At 66.7% G+C, this 15,937-nt stretch carries 12 protein-coding genes; 7 read left to right on the top strand and 5 right to left on the bottom strand.

Going from position 1 to position 15,937, the window contains the following annotated elements:
* The first annotated feature begins 259 nt into the window (after positions 1 to 259).
* A complete protein-coding gene (locus WEB52_00665) occupies positions 260 to 631 on the top strand; it encodes a hypothetical protein (protein MEX2224939.1) in 372 nt (123 codons plus the stop codon).
* A 125-nt stretch (positions 632 to 756) separates the two neighbouring features.
* Entirely contained in the window at positions 757 to 1,746 is a 990-nt protein-coding gene (locus WEB52_00670; protein ID MEX2224940.1) for a hypothetical protein, read from the top strand.
* Positions 1,747 to 1,848: 102 nt separating this feature from the next.
* On the opposite strand, the gene WEB52_00675 is transcribed toward WEB52_00670, so the two are convergent.
* Both WEB52_00675 and mutS read right to left on the bottom strand, forming a co-directional pair.
* Positions 1,849 to 2,256, bottom strand: coding sequence for a PPOX class F420-dependent oxidoreductase (locus tag WEB52_00675; protein MEX2224941.1), 408 nt, complete (start codon positions 2,254 to 2,256; stop codon positions 1,849 to 1,851).
* On the bottom strand, positions 2,246 to 4,870 hold the full coding sequence (mutS, locus tag WEB52_00680) for a DNA mismatch repair protein MutS (GenBank protein ID MEX2224942.1): 2,625 nt from the start codon (positions 4,868 to 4,870) through the stop codon (positions 2,246 to 2,248). Before mutS ends, WEB52_00675 begins: the two co-directional genes overlap by 11 nt.
* A 704-nt stretch (positions 4,871 to 5,574) precedes the next feature.
* Between mutS and WEB52_00685 the strand changes: the two genes are divergently transcribed.
* A complete protein-coding gene (locus WEB52_00685; GenBank protein MEX2224943.1) occupies positions 5,575 to 8,526 on the top strand; it encodes a putative PEP-binding protein in 2,952 nt (983 codons plus the stop codon).
* A 137-nt stretch (positions 8,527 to 8,663) separates the two neighbouring features.
* Here the strand turns inward: WEB52_00685 and WEB52_00690 are convergent, their stop codons facing one another.
* On the bottom strand, positions 8,664 to 8,999 hold the full coding sequence (locus tag WEB52_00690; protein ID MEX2224944.1) for a hypothetical protein: 336 nt from the start codon (positions 8,997 to 8,999) through the stop codon (positions 8,664 to 8,666).
* Positions 9,000 to 9,148: 149 nt separating this feature from the next.
* On the opposite strand from WEB52_00690, the gene WEB52_00695 reads away from it, so the two are divergent.
* The 4 genes from WEB52_00695 to WEB52_00710 all read left to right on the top strand — a co-directional run bounded on the left by WEB52_00695 (position 9,149) and on the right by WEB52_00710 (position 13,012).
* The gene (locus WEB52_00695; GenBank protein MEX2224945.1) at positions 9,149 to 9,937 is read left to right on the top strand and encodes a Sir2 family NAD-dependent protein deacetylase; all 789 of its coding nucleotides are present in this window, start codon (positions 9,149 to 9,151) and stop codon (positions 9,935 to 9,937) included.
* A gap of 56 nt (positions 9,938 to 9,993) precedes the next feature.
* Positions 9,994 to 11,391: an amidase gene (locus WEB52_00700; GenBank protein MEX2224946.1), complete on the top strand. Its 1,398-nt coding sequence runs from the start codon at positions 9,994 to 9,996 to the stop codon at positions 11,389 to 11,391.
* Between the two features lie 103 nt (positions 11,392 to 11,494).
* Complete coding sequence (locus WEB52_00705; GenBank protein MEX2224947.1) at positions 11,495 to 12,406, top strand: hypothetical protein; 912 nt, start codon at positions 11,495 to 11,497, stop codon at positions 12,404 to 12,406.
* Positions 12,407 to 12,472: 66 nt separating this feature from the next.
* The gene (locus tag WEB52_00710) at positions 12,473 to 13,012 is read left to right on the top strand and encodes a GNAT family N-acetyltransferase (protein MEX2224948.1); all 540 of its coding nucleotides are present in this window, start codon (positions 12,473 to 12,475) and stop codon (positions 13,010 to 13,012) included.
* 12 nt (positions 13,013 to 13,024) lie between these two features.
* Here the strand turns inward: WEB52_00710 and uvrB are convergent, their stop codons facing one another.
* Together uvrB and WEB52_00720 are read right to left on the bottom strand one after the other, a co-directional pair.
* Positions 13,025 to 15,106 (bottom strand): excinuclease ABC subunit UvrB, encoded by a 2,082-nt coding sequence (gene uvrB / locus WEB52_00715; protein ID MEX2224949.1) that lies wholly within the window; start codon positions 15,104 to 15,106, stop codon positions 13,025 to 13,027.
* Between the two features lie 122 nt (positions 15,107 to 15,228).
* Entirely contained in the window at positions 15,229 to 15,789 is a 561-nt protein-coding gene (locus WEB52_00720; GenBank protein ID MEX2224950.1) for a plastocyanin/azurin family copper-binding protein, read from the bottom strand.
* Between the last annotated feature and the right edge of the window lie 148 nt (positions 15,790 to 15,937).

The raw sequence follows: 15,937 nt of genomic DNA on the forward strand, positions 1-15,937 counted from the left end.
CCCGCGTCATGCACGCTGGGCGCGGGCTGGAACGCCAAACCATCTCTGGTTATGTTGCGCCCCTGAACTGGCGTCGGGAAGCCGTAGCCGCAAGGTAGCCCGAGCGTCAGGCGCGCCTCCGCACACCGACGCTAGAGTGCGCGAATGAAACCTGGTCGGACGAAGATGATTCGATATGCCGTTCCGGCCGCCCTTCTGGCGCTCGCGATCGTCGCCTGCGGCGAAATGACCGGGCCAGCAGCACGCATCCGTCACGCCCATGCCCACGCAGCGCCTCGACCAGCGCCTCGAGTCGGCGGCCGCGACGGCCGCTGCCCGCGCCGGCGAGCCACGCTTCAACGGCGGGATCCTCGGGTTCTACATCGCCCCGTCGGTCGATGACTGGCCCGCTGAGCTTCGCGACGCGTACGAGCGGACGGTAGCCGGCGGCTGCACGAGCGCGCCGGCCGGCCAAAGCGAGCTGGACTTCATGATGCCGCTCGTCCTGCCGGCCGGCTTCCAACGCACCGGCGACGAGCCGCACATCACTCCCACGGACGGCCCGAGGTCGTCGCATGCGGCGGCCGGACGACGGGCCTTACGCTCGAGTTCACGAAGCCGCACGATGCCGGCCCCGCGCACGTCACGCTGACACGCAGCGTCTCGCGCGCCTGGGACTTCGACGCCGCCGAAAGCGATGTCACGGCGCGCACCATCGGCGCGCGGCAGGCCGTCGTCATCGCGGCCACCGTCGCCGGCGCGCCCGCGCAGCGCTCCATGGTGATCTTTCCGGAAGACTTCGGCGCGACAGTGATCCATGCCTTCAACCTGCCGGAGCCCGACCTGCTGGCGTTCGCCGAGGCCGTCGCCGCGGCGTCCGCGCCCCAGTGGGAGCGCATTCCCTCCGGCCTCGCCAACGATGCAATCCGCGTCTGCCTCGAGATCCCGCCCGACGCGACGAATGATCACGCGGCGTTCGGCTTCATCGATGACGGACGCACGACCTACTCGACCTTCTTTTTCTTCGACGGATCTTCCAACACCGGCTACAGGCTGCTCCTGTTCGCGGGCGACGCCCTCGATGGTTGCCCCGAGCAGGTGCGCACGGCCATGGCATGGGCGCGCGACCCTGCGCTCTACGACGCGGCGCGCGCCTGGCTCGCAACTCAGAGCGGCGAACTGACGGGCGAGTGCGCGACGCGCCCGCTCATTCTCGGCGCCGACGAGTCGCGCATCGACTGGTGCTACTATCGGCCGCGCCGCGAAACCGGCGGCGACGTCACGCTCACGATCCAGCGCCGTCCCGATTTCACGCTGCCGATGGTGCTGCGCCCGCGCGACGGCCGGTACGACGTCGTCTCTGCCGTGCAACGAGACTCCGACGACCTGCGCCTGTGGTACTTCCACGACGACAACACGATGCGCTGGACACGCCACGCCGGCGCCGCAGGTTATCGGCTGACCGCGACGCTCAACGCCGGCCGCGAACTCGCCGCGGACCCCTGTGCCGAACCGCCGCTTGAAGAGGAACTCCTCACGATCGTGCTCGACGAGACGTTCACAAGCGACGTCGACGGCTTCGCACTCGATCTGCCGGCGTTGCCGCCGCAGGACGCCTGGTACGTCACCATCGCCGGTACCGGCAACGACGGCATGATCCACTTGCACGCGCTCGACGCGAGTGGCAACGTGATCGCGGAGACAGGCGCGGGGTGGGTGCGCGACATTTTCTGCGTCAGACCAACACGCGACCGGGCGCAACCCTAGCCTCAACTCTTCGACATGGCGGATGCGCTGGCGCCGCGGTCCCGGACCGGCGCGCCGGGCACGAGTCGCAACTGATCCCGCCTCCACCGGCATCAAGCCCGGTCACCAACCCACGATCTTCTCAGGCTTGATGCGCAGCAGGACGCTGTCGGGCGCGTCACTCATCTCGATGTAGCGGCGGCCGCGCTCCTCGCCGAGGTAGTGCACGGCAAGCGCCCGCCGCCACGCCGCTGACGGCGTGCCTTCGACCGATGCGCGGCCGCGCACAATCACCGTGTGGAACGGCGGCCGCTCGCGGTCATCGATGCACAGCTCGACCCGCGGATCGCGCGCGACGTTCCGATGTTTCACCGACCCGCGGTCGACCGACACCACGAAGTCGCCGTCCTCGTAGCGATACCAGACCGGCGTGATGTGCGGTGACCCCTCGGCGCGCACCGTCGCGAGCGTCGCGATGCGCGCCTTCGCGACGAAACGAAGCTGGCGTTCGTCGAGCAACTCATTGGTCATCGTTGTCACTCCCTGCCGCCGTGCGCGCGCGGTCGCGAAGTTCGTAGAGGCGCGTCAGCGCCTCGAGCGGCGACATCGCGTCCACGTCGATCGCGGCCACCTCGCGGCGCAGGCCATCGTCCGGCGGTGTCGCCGCGAAGAGCGACAGTTGCGGCGTCGCTTCGAGCGCCCGCTCGACGTGGCGGTTCGCTCCGTCCTCCAACTCGCGCAGGACGTCGCGCGCCCGCTGGACGACGGCTTTCGGCAGTCCCGCCAGTTCCGCCACATGCACCCCGTAACTGCGGTCGGCGCCACCGGGTGCAATGCGCCGTAGAAACACGATCCGCCCCTGTTCCTCGGCGACCGCGACGTTGAAATTGCGCACGCGCGGCAGATGCTGCGCAAGTTCCACCAACTCGTGGTAGTGCGTGGCGAACAACGTCCTCGCCTGCAGGCCCGGGCGATTGTGCAGGTATTCGATGACCGACCGCGCGATCGCCATGCCATCGTACGTGCTCGTGCCGCGGCCGATCTCGTCCAGAATGACGAGCGACCGCTGCGTCGCATTGTGCAGGATCGCGCTCGTCTCGATCATCTCCACCATGAACGTCGACTGACCCGACGTGAGGTCGTCGCCGGCGCCCACGCGCGTGAATATCCGGTCGACGACGCCAATCGACGCCGAGGACGCCGGCACGAAGCTGCCGCACTGCGCCATCAACACGATGACGGCGACCTGCCGCAGGTATGTCGATTTGCCTGCCATGTTCGGTCCGGTGAGGACGATGATCTGTTCCTCGCTCGACGCGAGATGGCTATCGTTCGGCACGAAGGATCCCGCCGCGAGCGACCGCTCGACCATCGGATGCCGCCCGTCCGCGATATCGATGACGTCGGAGTCGTTCAGCTCTGGCCGCACGTATCCGTACCGTGACGCCGCCTCGGCGAGCGCCCACGCGACGTCGAGTTCGGCCGCGGCCACCGCCGTCGTCAGGAGCTGCGATACGGCGCCCGCAGCCTGCGCGCATACCTGCCGGAAGATCGCCGTCTCCACCTCCTGCGCGCGGTCCTTCGCGTGCAGGATCTGCGATTCGTACTCGCGCAGCTGTGGCGTCGCAAAGCGCTCGGCGTTCACCAGCGACTGCCGCCGCTCGTAGTGCTCCGGCGCGCTCGCGGCGTTCGCCTGGCCGATTTCGATGTAGTAACCGAAGACGCGGTTGTAGCCGATCTTCAGCGACTTGATGCCTGTGCGCTCACGCTCACCCGCCTCGAGTTCGGCCAGGAAGCGCTTCACGTCGCGCGAGATCAGCCGCAGGCCGTCGAGTTCTTCGGAGAAGCCGGGCCGCACGACGCTGCCCGCTTCCAGCGTCACGCCAGGCTCGTCGTCGATCGCCTGCGCCACCGCCGCGGCGACGTCTTCGCACGGCCGCAGCCGCGCGACGATGTCCGCCATGCGTGCATCGCTCCCCTGATCAAGGGCCTCACGGAGTTGCGGCACAAGCTCCAGCCCGCGGCGCAGCGCCACGAGTTCGCGCGGCTGCGCCGTGCCGGCGACGATGCGGGCAACCAGCCGCTCCACGTCGGGCATGGCGCGCAGCAATCCGCCAACGCGGCCGCGCCGGAGCGCCGACTCGTGACAGTAGGCGACCCCACCCAGCCTTTGGTTGATCGTCGTTATGTCGATAAGCGGCTGCCCTAGCCGGCGCCGCAGCAATCGCGCCCCCATCGACGTGTTGGTCAGGTCCAACTCGTCGAGCAACGAGCCTTCGCGGCGATTCTCGCGGCCCGCCGTGTACAGCTCCAGGTTCCGGGTCGTGTGCGCGTCGAGACCGACGTACTCGTCGGAGCGATGCGCGCGGATCGATGTGATCAGCGCAGCGCTCGCCGGTTGGTTTTCGCGCACGTACATCAGCACCGCGCCGCACGCCGCCACCGCCGCGGATCCCTTCGCGACGCCAAACGCGTCCGGCGACGCGACGCGGAAGTGCTCGACGACCGTCACGTTCGCCAGTTCCGCGTCGAACCAGAGCGGCTCCACGCACGTCACATTCATCGAGGCATCGAGCCACGCCGGTGCGTCGACGCCCTCTGGCAGCAACACCTCTGAGGGGCGGATGCGCGCCAACTCCGCCGCAGCCCGTTCCGGCGTCAGCGTCCCGGCGACGAACTCGCCCGTGCTGATGTCGACGTACGCGAGGCCCGCGTCGCCCTTCCACGCGTCGTCGCCGCGCCTGCGCGCCGGCGCGACGCACGCCAGGTAGTTGTTCGCGCGCTCGTCGAGCAGGTTGCCTTCGATGAGCGTGCCCGGCGTCACCACGCGCACGACCTTGCGCTCGACGAGGCCCTTCGACGTCGCCGGATCGCCAATCTGCTCGCACAGCGCCACCTTGTAGCCCTTCGCGATGAGCTTCGCGAGATAGCCGTCGACGGCGTGGTACGGGATGCCGGCGAGCGGCACCCGCAGCCCCTTCCCCATCGGCTTCGATGTCAGCGTCAGGTCGAGTTCGCGCGAACACAGTTCGGCGTCGTCGTCGAAGGTCTCGTAGAAGTCCCCGAGGCGGAAGAAGACGATCGCGTGCGGGTAGCGTCGCTTCACGTCCAGGTACTGCCGCCGGATCGGCGTCACCTCGTCCATAGACCGCGATCCTAGATCAGCCGGCCCGCGAAAAGTAGCGGGCGCCGCTCACTCCGGTTCCCAGCCATCGCATTACGTCAACCGGATGAGCCTGTGCGATAATCGCTGGACGACGAACTCCGCGAACGCCGGCGGTTGAGAGCTGAACAGTGTCGCGACGCATGATCGACCAATCCGCAGAGATGACGGAATACACCGCCCGCCGCCTGATCGACGCGCTCGACCGCACCGGCGCATCGCGCCCCCTGCGGCACATCCGCGCCAACCAGTTGCTGTCGGCGTTCCTTGGGGCGATCGGCCTCGCGTTGTTCATCGTGGGGTCGAGCGGGCGGCCCAGGACATCCCGCTCATCTCGAACGCCTACGGGTCGATCTTCGTCGGCGTGCTGCTGCTCGCGACGACCGGCGCGCTCCTGACGCGACTCGGCGGCCGTAACGACGGCGCGAACCATCGCCGCGACCCGGGCGACGCCGCCAACGACGACGGCGAAGGCTGAGTATCGAGTCCTGAACCGCCGGATGCAGACCCCGTTATAATTCCAGTCTGACCAGGCGAACGAGTCCTCGAGGAGCGGCCCGCTCTTGGCTCGGTCCCGAACGTCCCCTGGTTACACGCATCGCGTACGCCCATCGCGCCCGATCACCACATCGCAGCACGTCGATCGAGTCACGATCCTCGGACGAGGAACGCCGGATGAGGAAATCATGAGCAAGAAGTACGTCTACCTGTTCCACGAAGGCGACAAGGACCAGAAGGATCTGCTCGGCGGCAAGGGCGCAAACCTCGCCGAGATGACGAATCTCGGACTGCCGGTGCCGCCCGGCTTCACCATCACCACCGAAGCCTGCAACGAGTACACCAGGCTCGGCATGCAGTTCCCCGAAGGCCTGATGGACCAGGTCCGCGAGCGCCTCGCTCGGGTCGAAGCGGCGTCCGGCAAGAAGCTCGGCGATCCGCAGACGCCGCTGCTCGTGTCGGTGCGCTCCGGCGCCAAGTTCTCGATGCCCGGCATGATGGACACCGTCCTCAACCTCGGCCTCAACGAGACGACGCTGCTCGGGCTCGTCGACCAGACCGGCGACGAGCGCTTCGCCTTCGACGCCTATCGCCGCTTCATCATGATGTTCTCCGACATCGTGCTCGACCTCGAACGCCGCAGCTTTGACCGCATCTTCGACGAAGCCAAGAAATCCGCCGGTGTTGAAGAAGACTCGCACCTCCAGCCCGAAGCGCTGAAGGACGTCGTCCAGCGCTTCAAGGCGCACGTGAAGCGCGAGACCGGCAACGACTTCCCGGACGAGCCGATGGCCCAGCTCGAGCTGGCGATCCGCGCCGTCTTCAACTCCTGGAATAACGAGCGTGCCTTTCGCTACCGCGAGATCGAGAAGATCCCGCACGACCTCGGCACGGCCGTCAACGTCCAGACGATGGTCTTCGGCAACATGGGCGACGACTCCGGCACCGGCGTCGCCTTCACACGCGACCCCGGCTCAGGTGAACGCCTGATCTGGGGCGAGTACCTGCTGAACGCGCAGGGCGAAGACGTCGTCGCGGGCATCCGCACGCCCACGCCGATCGCGCAGCTCGCGCGGGACAATCCGTCCCTGTACAAGCAGTTCGCCGACATCTGCGAGACGCTCGAGAAGCATTTTCGTGACACGATGGACGTCGAGTTCACGTTCGAGAAGGGACGCCTCTATTTCCTGCAGTGCCGCGTCGGCAAGCGCACGACGCGCGCCGCCGTGAAGATCGCCCACGACATGGTGCAAGAAGGGCTGATCGACAAGCGCGAGGCGCTGCAGCGCGTGCAGCCGCAGCGGCTCGACGATCTGCTCCACCCGCACGTCGACCCGCGTGTCCAGACCGTGCCGCTCGGCGTGGTGGCGAACGACGTCGCCGCGATCATCGCCGACAAGCCTGCCGTGATCTATTTCGACAACGGCCTGCAGACGATGGATCTCGCCGCGTGGGACGCCATGTCGCCGGCGGATCGCGACGGACTGATCGCTCGCGCGAAGTTCATCGATGTCGCGCACGGGCTGCCGGCATCGCCGGGCGCCGCCGTCGGCCAGGCGACGTTTGATCCTGACACCGCGGCCGAAATCGGCATCGGCGGCCGCGGCGAGCCCGTGATCCTCGTGCGGGAAGAGACCTCGCCCGACGACATTCACGGCATGCAGGCCGCACAGGGCATTCTCACCGAGCGCGGCGGCATGAGCAGCCACGCCGCGCTCGTCGCGCGCGGCTTCGGCAAGCCCTGCGTCTCAGGCTGCGAAGCGATCTCCGTGAATGAGGAGTCGCGCAGCTTCTCGCTCAACGGCGTCACGCTCAACCAGGGCCAGGTGCTGACGATCGACGGCTCGGCGGGCGTCGTCCTGCTCGGCATGATCCCGGCAGCCGAAGCCGAGCTGTTCGACGAGCTGGACGAGTTCCTGCGCTGGGCCGACGGGGCACGGCGCCTCAAGGTACGGGCGAACGCCGACAACCCGCCCGATGCCGCGAAGGCCATCGAACTGGGCGCCGAGGGCATTGGGCTCTGCCGCACCGAGCACATGTTCCTCGACAAGGAGCGCCTGTCCGTCGCGCGCGCCATGATCCTGGGCGCGCACCAGGCGAAAATCCTGCAACTCGATGCCGAGTCCATCGAAAAGGAACTGGAGAACGCCACCGGCGAGAAGAAGCGGCGTCTCGATGAGCGCCTGCATGAGATCCAGGGGCGCATGGAGGGCCCGATGGGCCAGTACCTCGGCGCGCTTGAGAAGATCTTGCCCATGCAGCAGGGCGACTTCGAGGCGATCTTCCGCGTCATGGCCGGCAAGCCCGTCACCATCCGCCTCATCGATCCGCCGATGCACGAGTTCCTGCCCGACCACGACGCGCTGCTCGAAGACGTCACGCGCCTGCGCATCGAGGCGAAGTTCGCAGAACAGATCCAGGAGCTGGGCGAAAAAGAGGCGCTGCTCGCCAGCGTCAACGCCGTACGCGAGCAGAACCCCATGCTCGGGCTGCGCGGCGTGCGGCTCGGCATCCTCTACCCGGAAATCAACGAGATGCAGGTGAAGGCGATCTTCCGCGCCGCGATCAAGCTCTCGCAGGAAGGCGTCGAGGTGTTCCCCGAGATCATGATCCCGCTCGTCGGCTTCGACACGGAGTTGCGTTACCTGCGCGAACTGCTCGAGACGACGGCGCGCAAGGAGATGGACGCCGCCGGCAAGCAGATCGACTACCAGTTCGGCACGATGATCGAGTTGCCGCGCGCCGCCGTCACCGCGGGACAGATCGCGGAGACGGCCGAGTTCTTCTCGTTCGGCACCAACGACCTCACGCAGACCGCGCTCGGCTGCTCGCGCGACGACGCCGAGGGCAAGTTCCTCGCGCGCTACCTCGACATGGGCATCCTCAAGGACAACCCGTTCGAGACGATCGACCAGGTAGGCGTCGGCGCGATCATGCGGCAGGCGATCGCCGCCGGACGGCAGACGCGCCCCAACATCAAGCTCGGCATCTGCGGCGAGCACGGCGGCGAGCCCCGTTCGGTCGAATTCTTCCACCAGATCGGCCTCGACTACGTGTCATGCTCACCCTTCCGCGTGCCGATCGCCCGCCTCGCCGCCGCGCAGGCAGCATTGGGTGAGGGCGCGGAGCGGGATCGGTGAGCGATCCGAGCGGAAACCGAGGGATCGACGCAACGAAGGGCGAAGTAGGAATTGAAAGTAGGGACGAACCTTCAGGTCCGTCCCCCTCACTGGATGTTTCCGACGATGGCCGCGGGGTGAGTCGCCGTCGCCCCCGCCTACCGGAATTCGATTATCTCGGGCATCAGGCCTATCACGTCACGGTCGTGACGCATCGACGCATGCCAATCCTCAGCGAGAACCTCGCCGAATCCGTATGCACCCGCATCGTCCAGAGCGCCGCAGCGACCAATTTCGATCCATTGGCGTATTGCGTAATGCCCGATCACTGCCACCTGCTCCTGCAGGGGTGCGCCGACGACTCGAGCCTGCTGAAGTTCATGAAGCTGTTCAAGCAGACAACGAGCTTCATCGCTCAACGCGACTTTGGTCATCACCTCTGGCAGCAGAGCTTTCACGATCGCGTCCTTCGCAAGGACGACGACGCTCTTCATGTCGCCCGCTATATCATCGAGAATCCCGTAGCCGCAGGTCTAACGTCCGACTCCAGCACGTGGCCACATACCGGAGGAACGATTGTGGCTCAGTCTCAACGCATCGAGTGGGACGGACCTGAAGGTTCGTCCCTACTTTTCGAGCCGTGATGCGGCCTCGGGCTCAGATCACCACCGCCGCCACCACCCTCACCAACGCCACCCACATGATCGCGCTCACGGGCGCTGGCATGAGCGTCGAGAGCGGCATCCCGCCGTTCCGCGGCGCAGGCGGGCTCTGGACGAAGCACGGCGAGCCACCGATGGACGGCTATCAGCGCTTCATGGCCGACCCGGCGGCCCACTGGCGGAACATGCTCGCACGCCGCGATAGCGACGACGAGTTCACGCGCGCCCTCAACGCTGCGAAGCCCAACGCCGGGCACCTGGCGATGGCCGAACTCGAACGCATGGGCGTCCTCAAGCACACGATCTGCCAGAACATCGATAACCTGCACTTCGAAGCCGGCAGCATGTCCGTCACCGAGATCCACGGCAACCGCACGAAGCTGCGTTGCGTAGAGTGCACCGCGCGGTGGCCGTGGGCCGAGTTCACGATGACGGACATCCCGCCCGCGTGCCCGCACTGTGGCGGAATGGTGAAGTCCGACACGGTCATGTTCGGCGAACCGATCCCGCGCCAATTTCTCGCTGAGTGCCAGGCGCAGGCCGAGCGCGCTGACTGCATCATGATCGTTGGCACGTCCGCGAGCGTCACGCCCGCCGCGTGGTTCCCGGAGATCGTCCTCGAACGCGGCGGCACGCTGATCGAGATCAACACGGAGCCGACGCCGTTCTCGTCCCATTGCGCGGCGTCGATACGGGCGCCCTCGGGCGAAGCCTTGCCGCTGATCGTCGACGAGATTCACCGGATGCAACGGCTGGAACCTGGAGACTAGAAGTTGGAGCGCCGCGCCGTCTGTCGGCAGGCGCGGCGGCCGTGTAATCTCTGCCCATGATCGCAGACCAATTGGCCCTCGCGTCGATCGAGACCGTCGCAGAGAAGATCGCCGCGAAGGAAATCAGCCCGGTCGAGCTGACGCAGGCGATGCTCGAACGCATCGAGCGGCTGAACCCTCAGCTCAACGCGTACATGACGGTCACCGCCGACATCGCGCTCGAACAAGCACGCGCCGCGGAACGCGAGATCGTCGCCGGCAATCATCGCGGCCTGCTGCACGGCGTGCCCATCGCGCACAAGGACCTCTACGCGACGAAAGGCGTGCGCACCACCGCCGGCTCGAAGATCCTGACCGACTGGATCCCCGACCATGAGGCCACTGTCGTGACAAAGCTGCGCGACGCCGGCGCGGTGATGCTCGGCAAGCTTGGCATGCACGAGTGGGCGTTCGGCACGACGTCCGCCAACGTGCACTTTGGCTACGTGTGCAATCCCTGGAGGGTTGACTGCGTGCCGGGAGGCTCGTCCGGCGGCTCAGGAGCGGCGGTCGCCGCCGGTCTTGCGTTCGCGGCGCTCGGCAGCGACACCGGCGGCAGCATCCGCATTCCGGCGTCCTTCTGCGGCGTCGTCGGCCTCATGCCGACGTACGGACGCGCGAGCCTGCATGGCGCCGTCCCTCTCTCACGGTCGCTCGACCATCCCGGCCCGCTTACGCGCACGGTCCGCGATGCGGCCATCGTCACGCAGGCGATCAGCGGCCACGACCCGCTTGACCCTGCCACCGAGTTGCGCCCGGTCGACGACATGCTCGCGGACGCCGAGCAAGGACCAGAGGGCTTGCGCATCGGCGTGCCGAAGCAACTGTTCTGGGACAATCTGGAGCCCGAAGTCGAGCGCCTCGTGCGCAAAGCCATCGCCGACCTGGCCGCTGCCGGCGCTGACGTCCAGGAGGTCGATTGGCCCGAGGCATCCGTGTACTCATCCGCGGTCGGGCCGATCATCCTCGCGGAGGCGGCGGCCTACCACGCGCAGTACCTGCCAGCGCGACGCGCCGAGTACAGCGATGTTGTCGGCGGCATGCTCGAAGCCGGCGCCCAGATTAAGGCGACGCAATACATCGACGCGATGCGCATCATGGAACGCGCACGCAGCGGCGAAGCCGACCGCGCGCTCGATGACGTCGACGTGCTGATGACGCCGCAGGTGCAGCAGGTCGCACCGAAAATGGCGGACGTCCTCACAGACCGCGACGTGGTCCGGCGCACCGCGCTCACGAGCCTCATCGACCTCACCGGCCAGCCGGCCATGTCGGTGCCATGCGGCGTTTCCAGCCAGGCCATGCCCGTCGGACTGCAGATCATCGGCCGCCGCTGGGATGAAGCCGCGGTCGTACGCGCCGGCCGCGCGTACGAGATGGTGCGCGGCCCCTTCCCCGCCCCGCCGATCTCCTGATCTTCACCCCCCCGACGCAGGGTTTCGCCTCATTGTTGGCCGCTCGCTCCGGCTCCATCCTTGTCTCTGCGCGGATTGCGCATAGCTACGGCCGGAGGCACGGATGCCACTTCACCCTCTCGCGCGACGGATCACCTTCGGCGCGGCCCTGGCTGCCGCGGGCCTCACCATGCTGTTCGCCCGCCCCGACGCGGCGCTCGCGCACCACATCGAGACCGATGAAGACTACGCCTGCGATGGCTGGACCGTGCGCGCCGAGTACATCGGCGGCAATGGCGACCGCATGGTCGTCGTCGACGTCACCGTCAACGGCGAACACATCGACGAGACGTTCATCTTCGACGACGACCATCTCGGACATCAGGACTACTACCTGCTCTACGAACGCAGCGGCACCGGATCGCTGCAGACCTCCGGCACGATCACGATGTACGAGCGGGGACGCCGCGGCTACACGATCGAGGCCGGCACCGACGGCACCGACATCGATCTCGTCTGTGCGGCGCCCACGTCGACAGCGACGAAGACCGCCACTGCGACTCCCAGCACGACGAACACGCCCGTGCCGACGGCTACGAGCACGCCAGAGCCCGAAGACACGCCGGAGACCGAAGGCAGCGTAACGCCGCTACCGGCGGAGACGGCGACGCCCGACATCACCGTGAACTCGACGATCACGCCGCTGCCGACGGAGCCGCCGACCGAAGCTACGCAGACGCCCGTGGGTACGTCGTCGCGGAATCGCACGACAAGCACGGCGACCGCGACTGCGGCAATCGCCACGCCGACCTTTACCGACGAAGTTCAGGGCGGCACGCCGCCGGCGCAGCCATCCGCGCCCGACGCCCCCTCCGGCGGCGAAGGCGACACGCCGGAAACGGGCACGAGCTTCCCGGACGCCGGCGAGGGCGGCATGGACGGCGTCTCGTTCATCGTCGCGATGCTCGGATTCGGTCTCGTGATCGTCGGCATCGCGACGGTCGTCGGCGGCCGCTCACTGCGGCCGAGGAAGTAGATTTTCGCCTCGCGAATTACTATGCCCCCGTTTGTCCGTCTGCCGCACTTCCGGTAGCGTTCGCGCATGGATCTGCGCTACCGGCGAGCAATCCATCACGACCTCGAAGCGATCGCCGCGCTGCACGCGGATAGCTGGCGTCGGACCTATCGCGGCATGTACAGCGACGCCTACCTGGACGGCGACCTGGTTGCCGACCGCCGCACGGTCTGGGAGGAGCGGCTGCTCGACGGCGATCCGCGACGCGTGCTGCTCGTCGCCGAGACCGACGGCGCATTCGCGGGTTTCGTCTGCGCGTACGGCGCCGCAGACGAGACCTGGGGCTCGCTCATCGACAACCTGCACGTCGCGCGCGCGTATCAGCGCCTCGGTTTAGGCCGCGCCTTAATGCACAGCGCCGCCTCGGAACTGAATGAACGGCATGCAGAGAGCCCCGTCCATCTCTGGGCGCTCGAAGGAAACACGAACGCCAGGACGTTCTACGAAGCGCTCGGGGGCCGCAACGAAAGCGTCGCACCGCACGAGCGGCCAGGCGGCGGCATGATTCAAGTGTGCCGGTATGTCTGGGAACGTCCCGCATCGCTCATAGCGGCATGCCGGCCCTGAACAGCGTCGCGATCAGCGCCGCCCCCGCACGGGCGCCCGCCGCTGGTATCGTCCCGGCCGCGGACGTGGCTTCGCTCCGAGCGACCCGTACGACGATTGCGCAAACTCGTGCAGCGCCGATTCGTCGTCGAGCATGGCCTTCCGCAGTTCGATGATCTGGTCGCGCACCAACGCCGCACGCTCGAACTCGAGCGACTTCGCCGCGGTCTTCATCTGCGATTCCAGATCCTTGACCATGCGCGCCATCTCGTCCTTCGGCATGGACTTGACGGTGTACTCCGCCTTCTCCTCGGCGACCTTCTTGATCTGGTCGGTGATGTCGCGGATCGCCTTCGTGATACCCTCCGGCGAAATGCCGCGCTCTTCGTTGTGCGAACGCTGGATCGCGCGACGGCGCTCTGTCTCGCTGATCGCGAACTTCATCGAGGCGGTCATGTTGTCGGCGTACATGATCACAGTGCCCTCGACGTGGCGTGACGCGCGACCGATCGTCTGCACCAGCGATCCGCCTGACCGGAGATAGCCCTCCTTGTCGGCGTCGATGATGCAGACGAGGCTCACTTCCGGCAAATCCAGACCTTCCCGCAACAGGTTGATCCCCACGACCACGTCGTACACGCCGAGGCGCAGGTCGCGGAGGATCTCCACGCGTTCGAGCGTGTCGATCTCGCTGTGCAGGTAATGCGTGCGGACGCCCATCTCCTGGAGATAGTCGGCCAGATCCTCCGCCATGCGCTTCGTCAGCGTCGTGACAAGCACGCGCTGTTGCTTCTCGATGCGCTTCCTCACCTCATCGAGCAGATCGTCGATCTGCCCGCGCGTCGGCTTCACCTGGATCACCGGATCGAGCAGACCCGTCGGACGAATCACCTGCTCGACGACCTGGCTGCTATTGCCGAGTTCGTACGGCCCCGGCGTCGCCGAGACGAACACCACCTGGTTGAGGTGGTTCTCTAACTCCTCAAAGTTCAGCGGCCGGTTGTCGAGCGCCGACGGCAGCCGGAACCCGAAGTCGACGAGCGTCTGCTTCCGCGCGTAGTCGCCGTGGAACATGCCCCGCGCCTGCGGAATCGCGATGTGCGACTCGTCCACGAACATCAGGAAGTCGTCCGGGAAGTAATCGAGCAGTGTCCACGGCGTGCTCCCCGCGGCGCGTCGCGCCAAATGCCGGCTGTAGTTCTCGATACCGGAGCAGTAGCCCGCCTCGCGCATCGTCTCCAGGTCGTAGTTCGTGCGCTCTTCGAGCCTCGCCGCCTCCAGGACCTTGCCCTGACCGCGCAGATCCTGCAGCCGCTCACGTAGCTCGAGCTCGATGTCCTGGATCGCTTCGTCGAGCTTGTCCTTCGACGTCACGAAGTGCTTCGCCGGATAGATATCGATCTCCTCCCGGTCGGCGAGCAGTTCGCCCGTCAGCGGGTCGATCTCGATGATCCGCTCCACTTCGTCGCCGAAGAAGTCGATGCGTACCGCCAGCTCTTCGTACGAGGGCTGGATCGTGATGCTGTCGCCGCGCAGCCGGAACTTCCCGCGCACCAGGTTCATGTCGTTGCGCTCGTACTGCATGTCGACGAACCGCCGCATGATGCGAGAACGGTCGAACTTCTCACCTTTGCGCAGCTTGACGACGAAGCTCTGGTACTCCTCCGGCTCGCCGAGACCGTAGATGCACGACACCGACGCCACGATAAGCACGTCGCGCCGCTCAAAGAGCGCACGCGTCGCCGCATGCCGCAGCTTGTCGATCTCCTGGTTGATATCGGCGTCCTTGGCGATGTAGGTGTCGGTGCGCGGTATGTACGCCTCTGGCTGGTAATAGTCGTAGTACGACACGAAATACTCGACGGCGTTCTCCGGGAAGTGCTCCTTGAACTCCGAGCAGAGCTGCGCCGCCAGCGTCCGGTTCGGCGCCAGCACGAGCGTCGGGCGCTGATACTGCGCTACGATGTTTGCCATGGTGAACGTCTTGCCCGAGCCCGTGACACCCATGAGCGTCTGGGAGCGGTCGCCCCGCCCCAGGCCGGACACGAGCTGTTCGATGGCCTGCGGCTGGTCGCCGGTGGGCAGGAAGTCGGATACGAGTTTGAAGTCAGGCATGGACGGTCCCGGAAATCTCAGGCGGAATCTGATCAAGTCTAACAGAGCACCGACGAGGCCCGGCTGTGCGTCCGGGCCTCATCTTGTCGCGCTACTGTCAGCGTGATGTCAGCAGTCGACCGCTAGACGCTCCGCCGGATCACAAAAGCACCCGCAGCCGCGAAGATTGCACCGAGGCCGAGCGCCGCGGCGAACAGGACGACGCTGCCCGAACCACCGTCACTTCCCGTGCCTGTCCCGGTGCTTGGCGCCGCCACAGGTGGACCGGGCGTGCCCGCCACCGCCGGCGTCGCCGCCGCGGCCGTCGTCGGAGTCGCGACGCCCGCTCCCGCGGTCGGTTCGCCGCCCGCTGCGGCGTTCACGGTCACCGTGCCGCTCATCACTTGTCCGTGGACCTCGCAGGAATAATTGAAGGTGCCCGCTGTATTGAACGTCTGGCTGAACGATCCGGTCGCCTGTTGCGGACTTTCAAATGAGCCGTCGCTGGCCGTGACCGTGTGTGGGTTCACGCCTGACCAGTTCCAGGTCACTGTGCCGCCGACGTCGATCGTGACCGCCGCGGGACTAAAGACGTTATCGCCCACGCTGACCGTCGCCGATTCCTGTGCCCTCGCCGCCGGTGGCCCGGACAGCAAGATCGTGCCCGCCAGCGCTAGCGCGATTACCGTGATGATGAGCCGCATCATGTACATGATCCCTTCCCTGGGTAGCTTCGCGTATTGGCGAAGCGCCTATCCTCGCAGCAAGGCCGCCGCACGACGCAGGTCGCGCGACGGTCATCGCCTCCATGATCTACGTTTGCCCGGCTCGTTCCGATGCAAAGGATGCATT

The organism is Dehalococcoidia bacterium (assembly GCA_040902535.1).
Taxonomy (GTDB): Bacteria; Chloroflexota; Dehalococcoidia; order DSTF01; family JACRBR01; genus JBBDXD01.

Bases quoted from the DNA above. Each gene is read 5' to 3' on its own strand.
- WEB52_00665 (MEX2224939.1), top strand. From the start codon at position 260: ATGCCCACGCAGCGCCTCGACCAGCGCCTCGAGTCGGCGGCCGCGACG.
- WEB52_00670 (MEX2224940.1), top strand. From the start codon at position 757: ATGGTGATCTTTCCGGAAGACTTCGGCGCGACAGTGATCCATGCCTTC.
- WEB52_00675 (MEX2224941.1), bottom strand. From the start codon at position 2,256: ATGACCAATGAGTTGCTCGACGAACGCCAGCTTCGTTTCGTCGCGAAG.
- mutS (MEX2224942.1), bottom strand. From the start codon at position 4,870: ATGGACGAGGTGACGCCGATCCGGCGGCAGTACCTGGACGTGAAGCGA.
- WEB52_00685 (MEX2224943.1), top strand. From the start codon at position 5,575: ATGAGCAAGAAGTACGTCTACCTGTTCCACGAAGGCGACAAGGACCAG.
- WEB52_00690 (MEX2224944.1), bottom strand. From the start codon at position 8,999: ATGAAGAGCGTCGTCGTCCTTGCGAAGGACGCGATCGTGAAAGCTCTG.
- WEB52_00695 (MEX2224945.1), top strand. From the start codon at position 9,149: ATGCGGCCTCGGGCTCAGATCACCACCGCCGCCACCACCCTCACCAAC.
- WEB52_00700 (MEX2224946.1), top strand. From the start codon at position 9,994: ATGATCGCAGACCAATTGGCCCTCGCGTCGATCGAGACCGTCGCAGAG.
- WEB52_00705 (MEX2224947.1), top strand. From the start codon at position 11,495: ATGCCACTTCACCCTCTCGCGCGACGGATCACCTTCGGCGCGGCCCTG.
- WEB52_00710 (MEX2224948.1), top strand. From the start codon at position 12,473: ATGGATCTGCGCTACCGGCGAGCAATCCATCACGACCTCGAAGCGATC.
- uvrB (MEX2224949.1), bottom strand. From the start codon at position 15,106: ATGCCTGACTTCAAACTCGTATCCGACTTCCTGCCCACCGGCGACCAG.
- WEB52_00720 (MEX2224950.1), bottom strand. From the start codon at position 15,789: ATGCGGCTCATCATCACGGTAATCGCGCTAGCGCTGGCGGGCACGATC.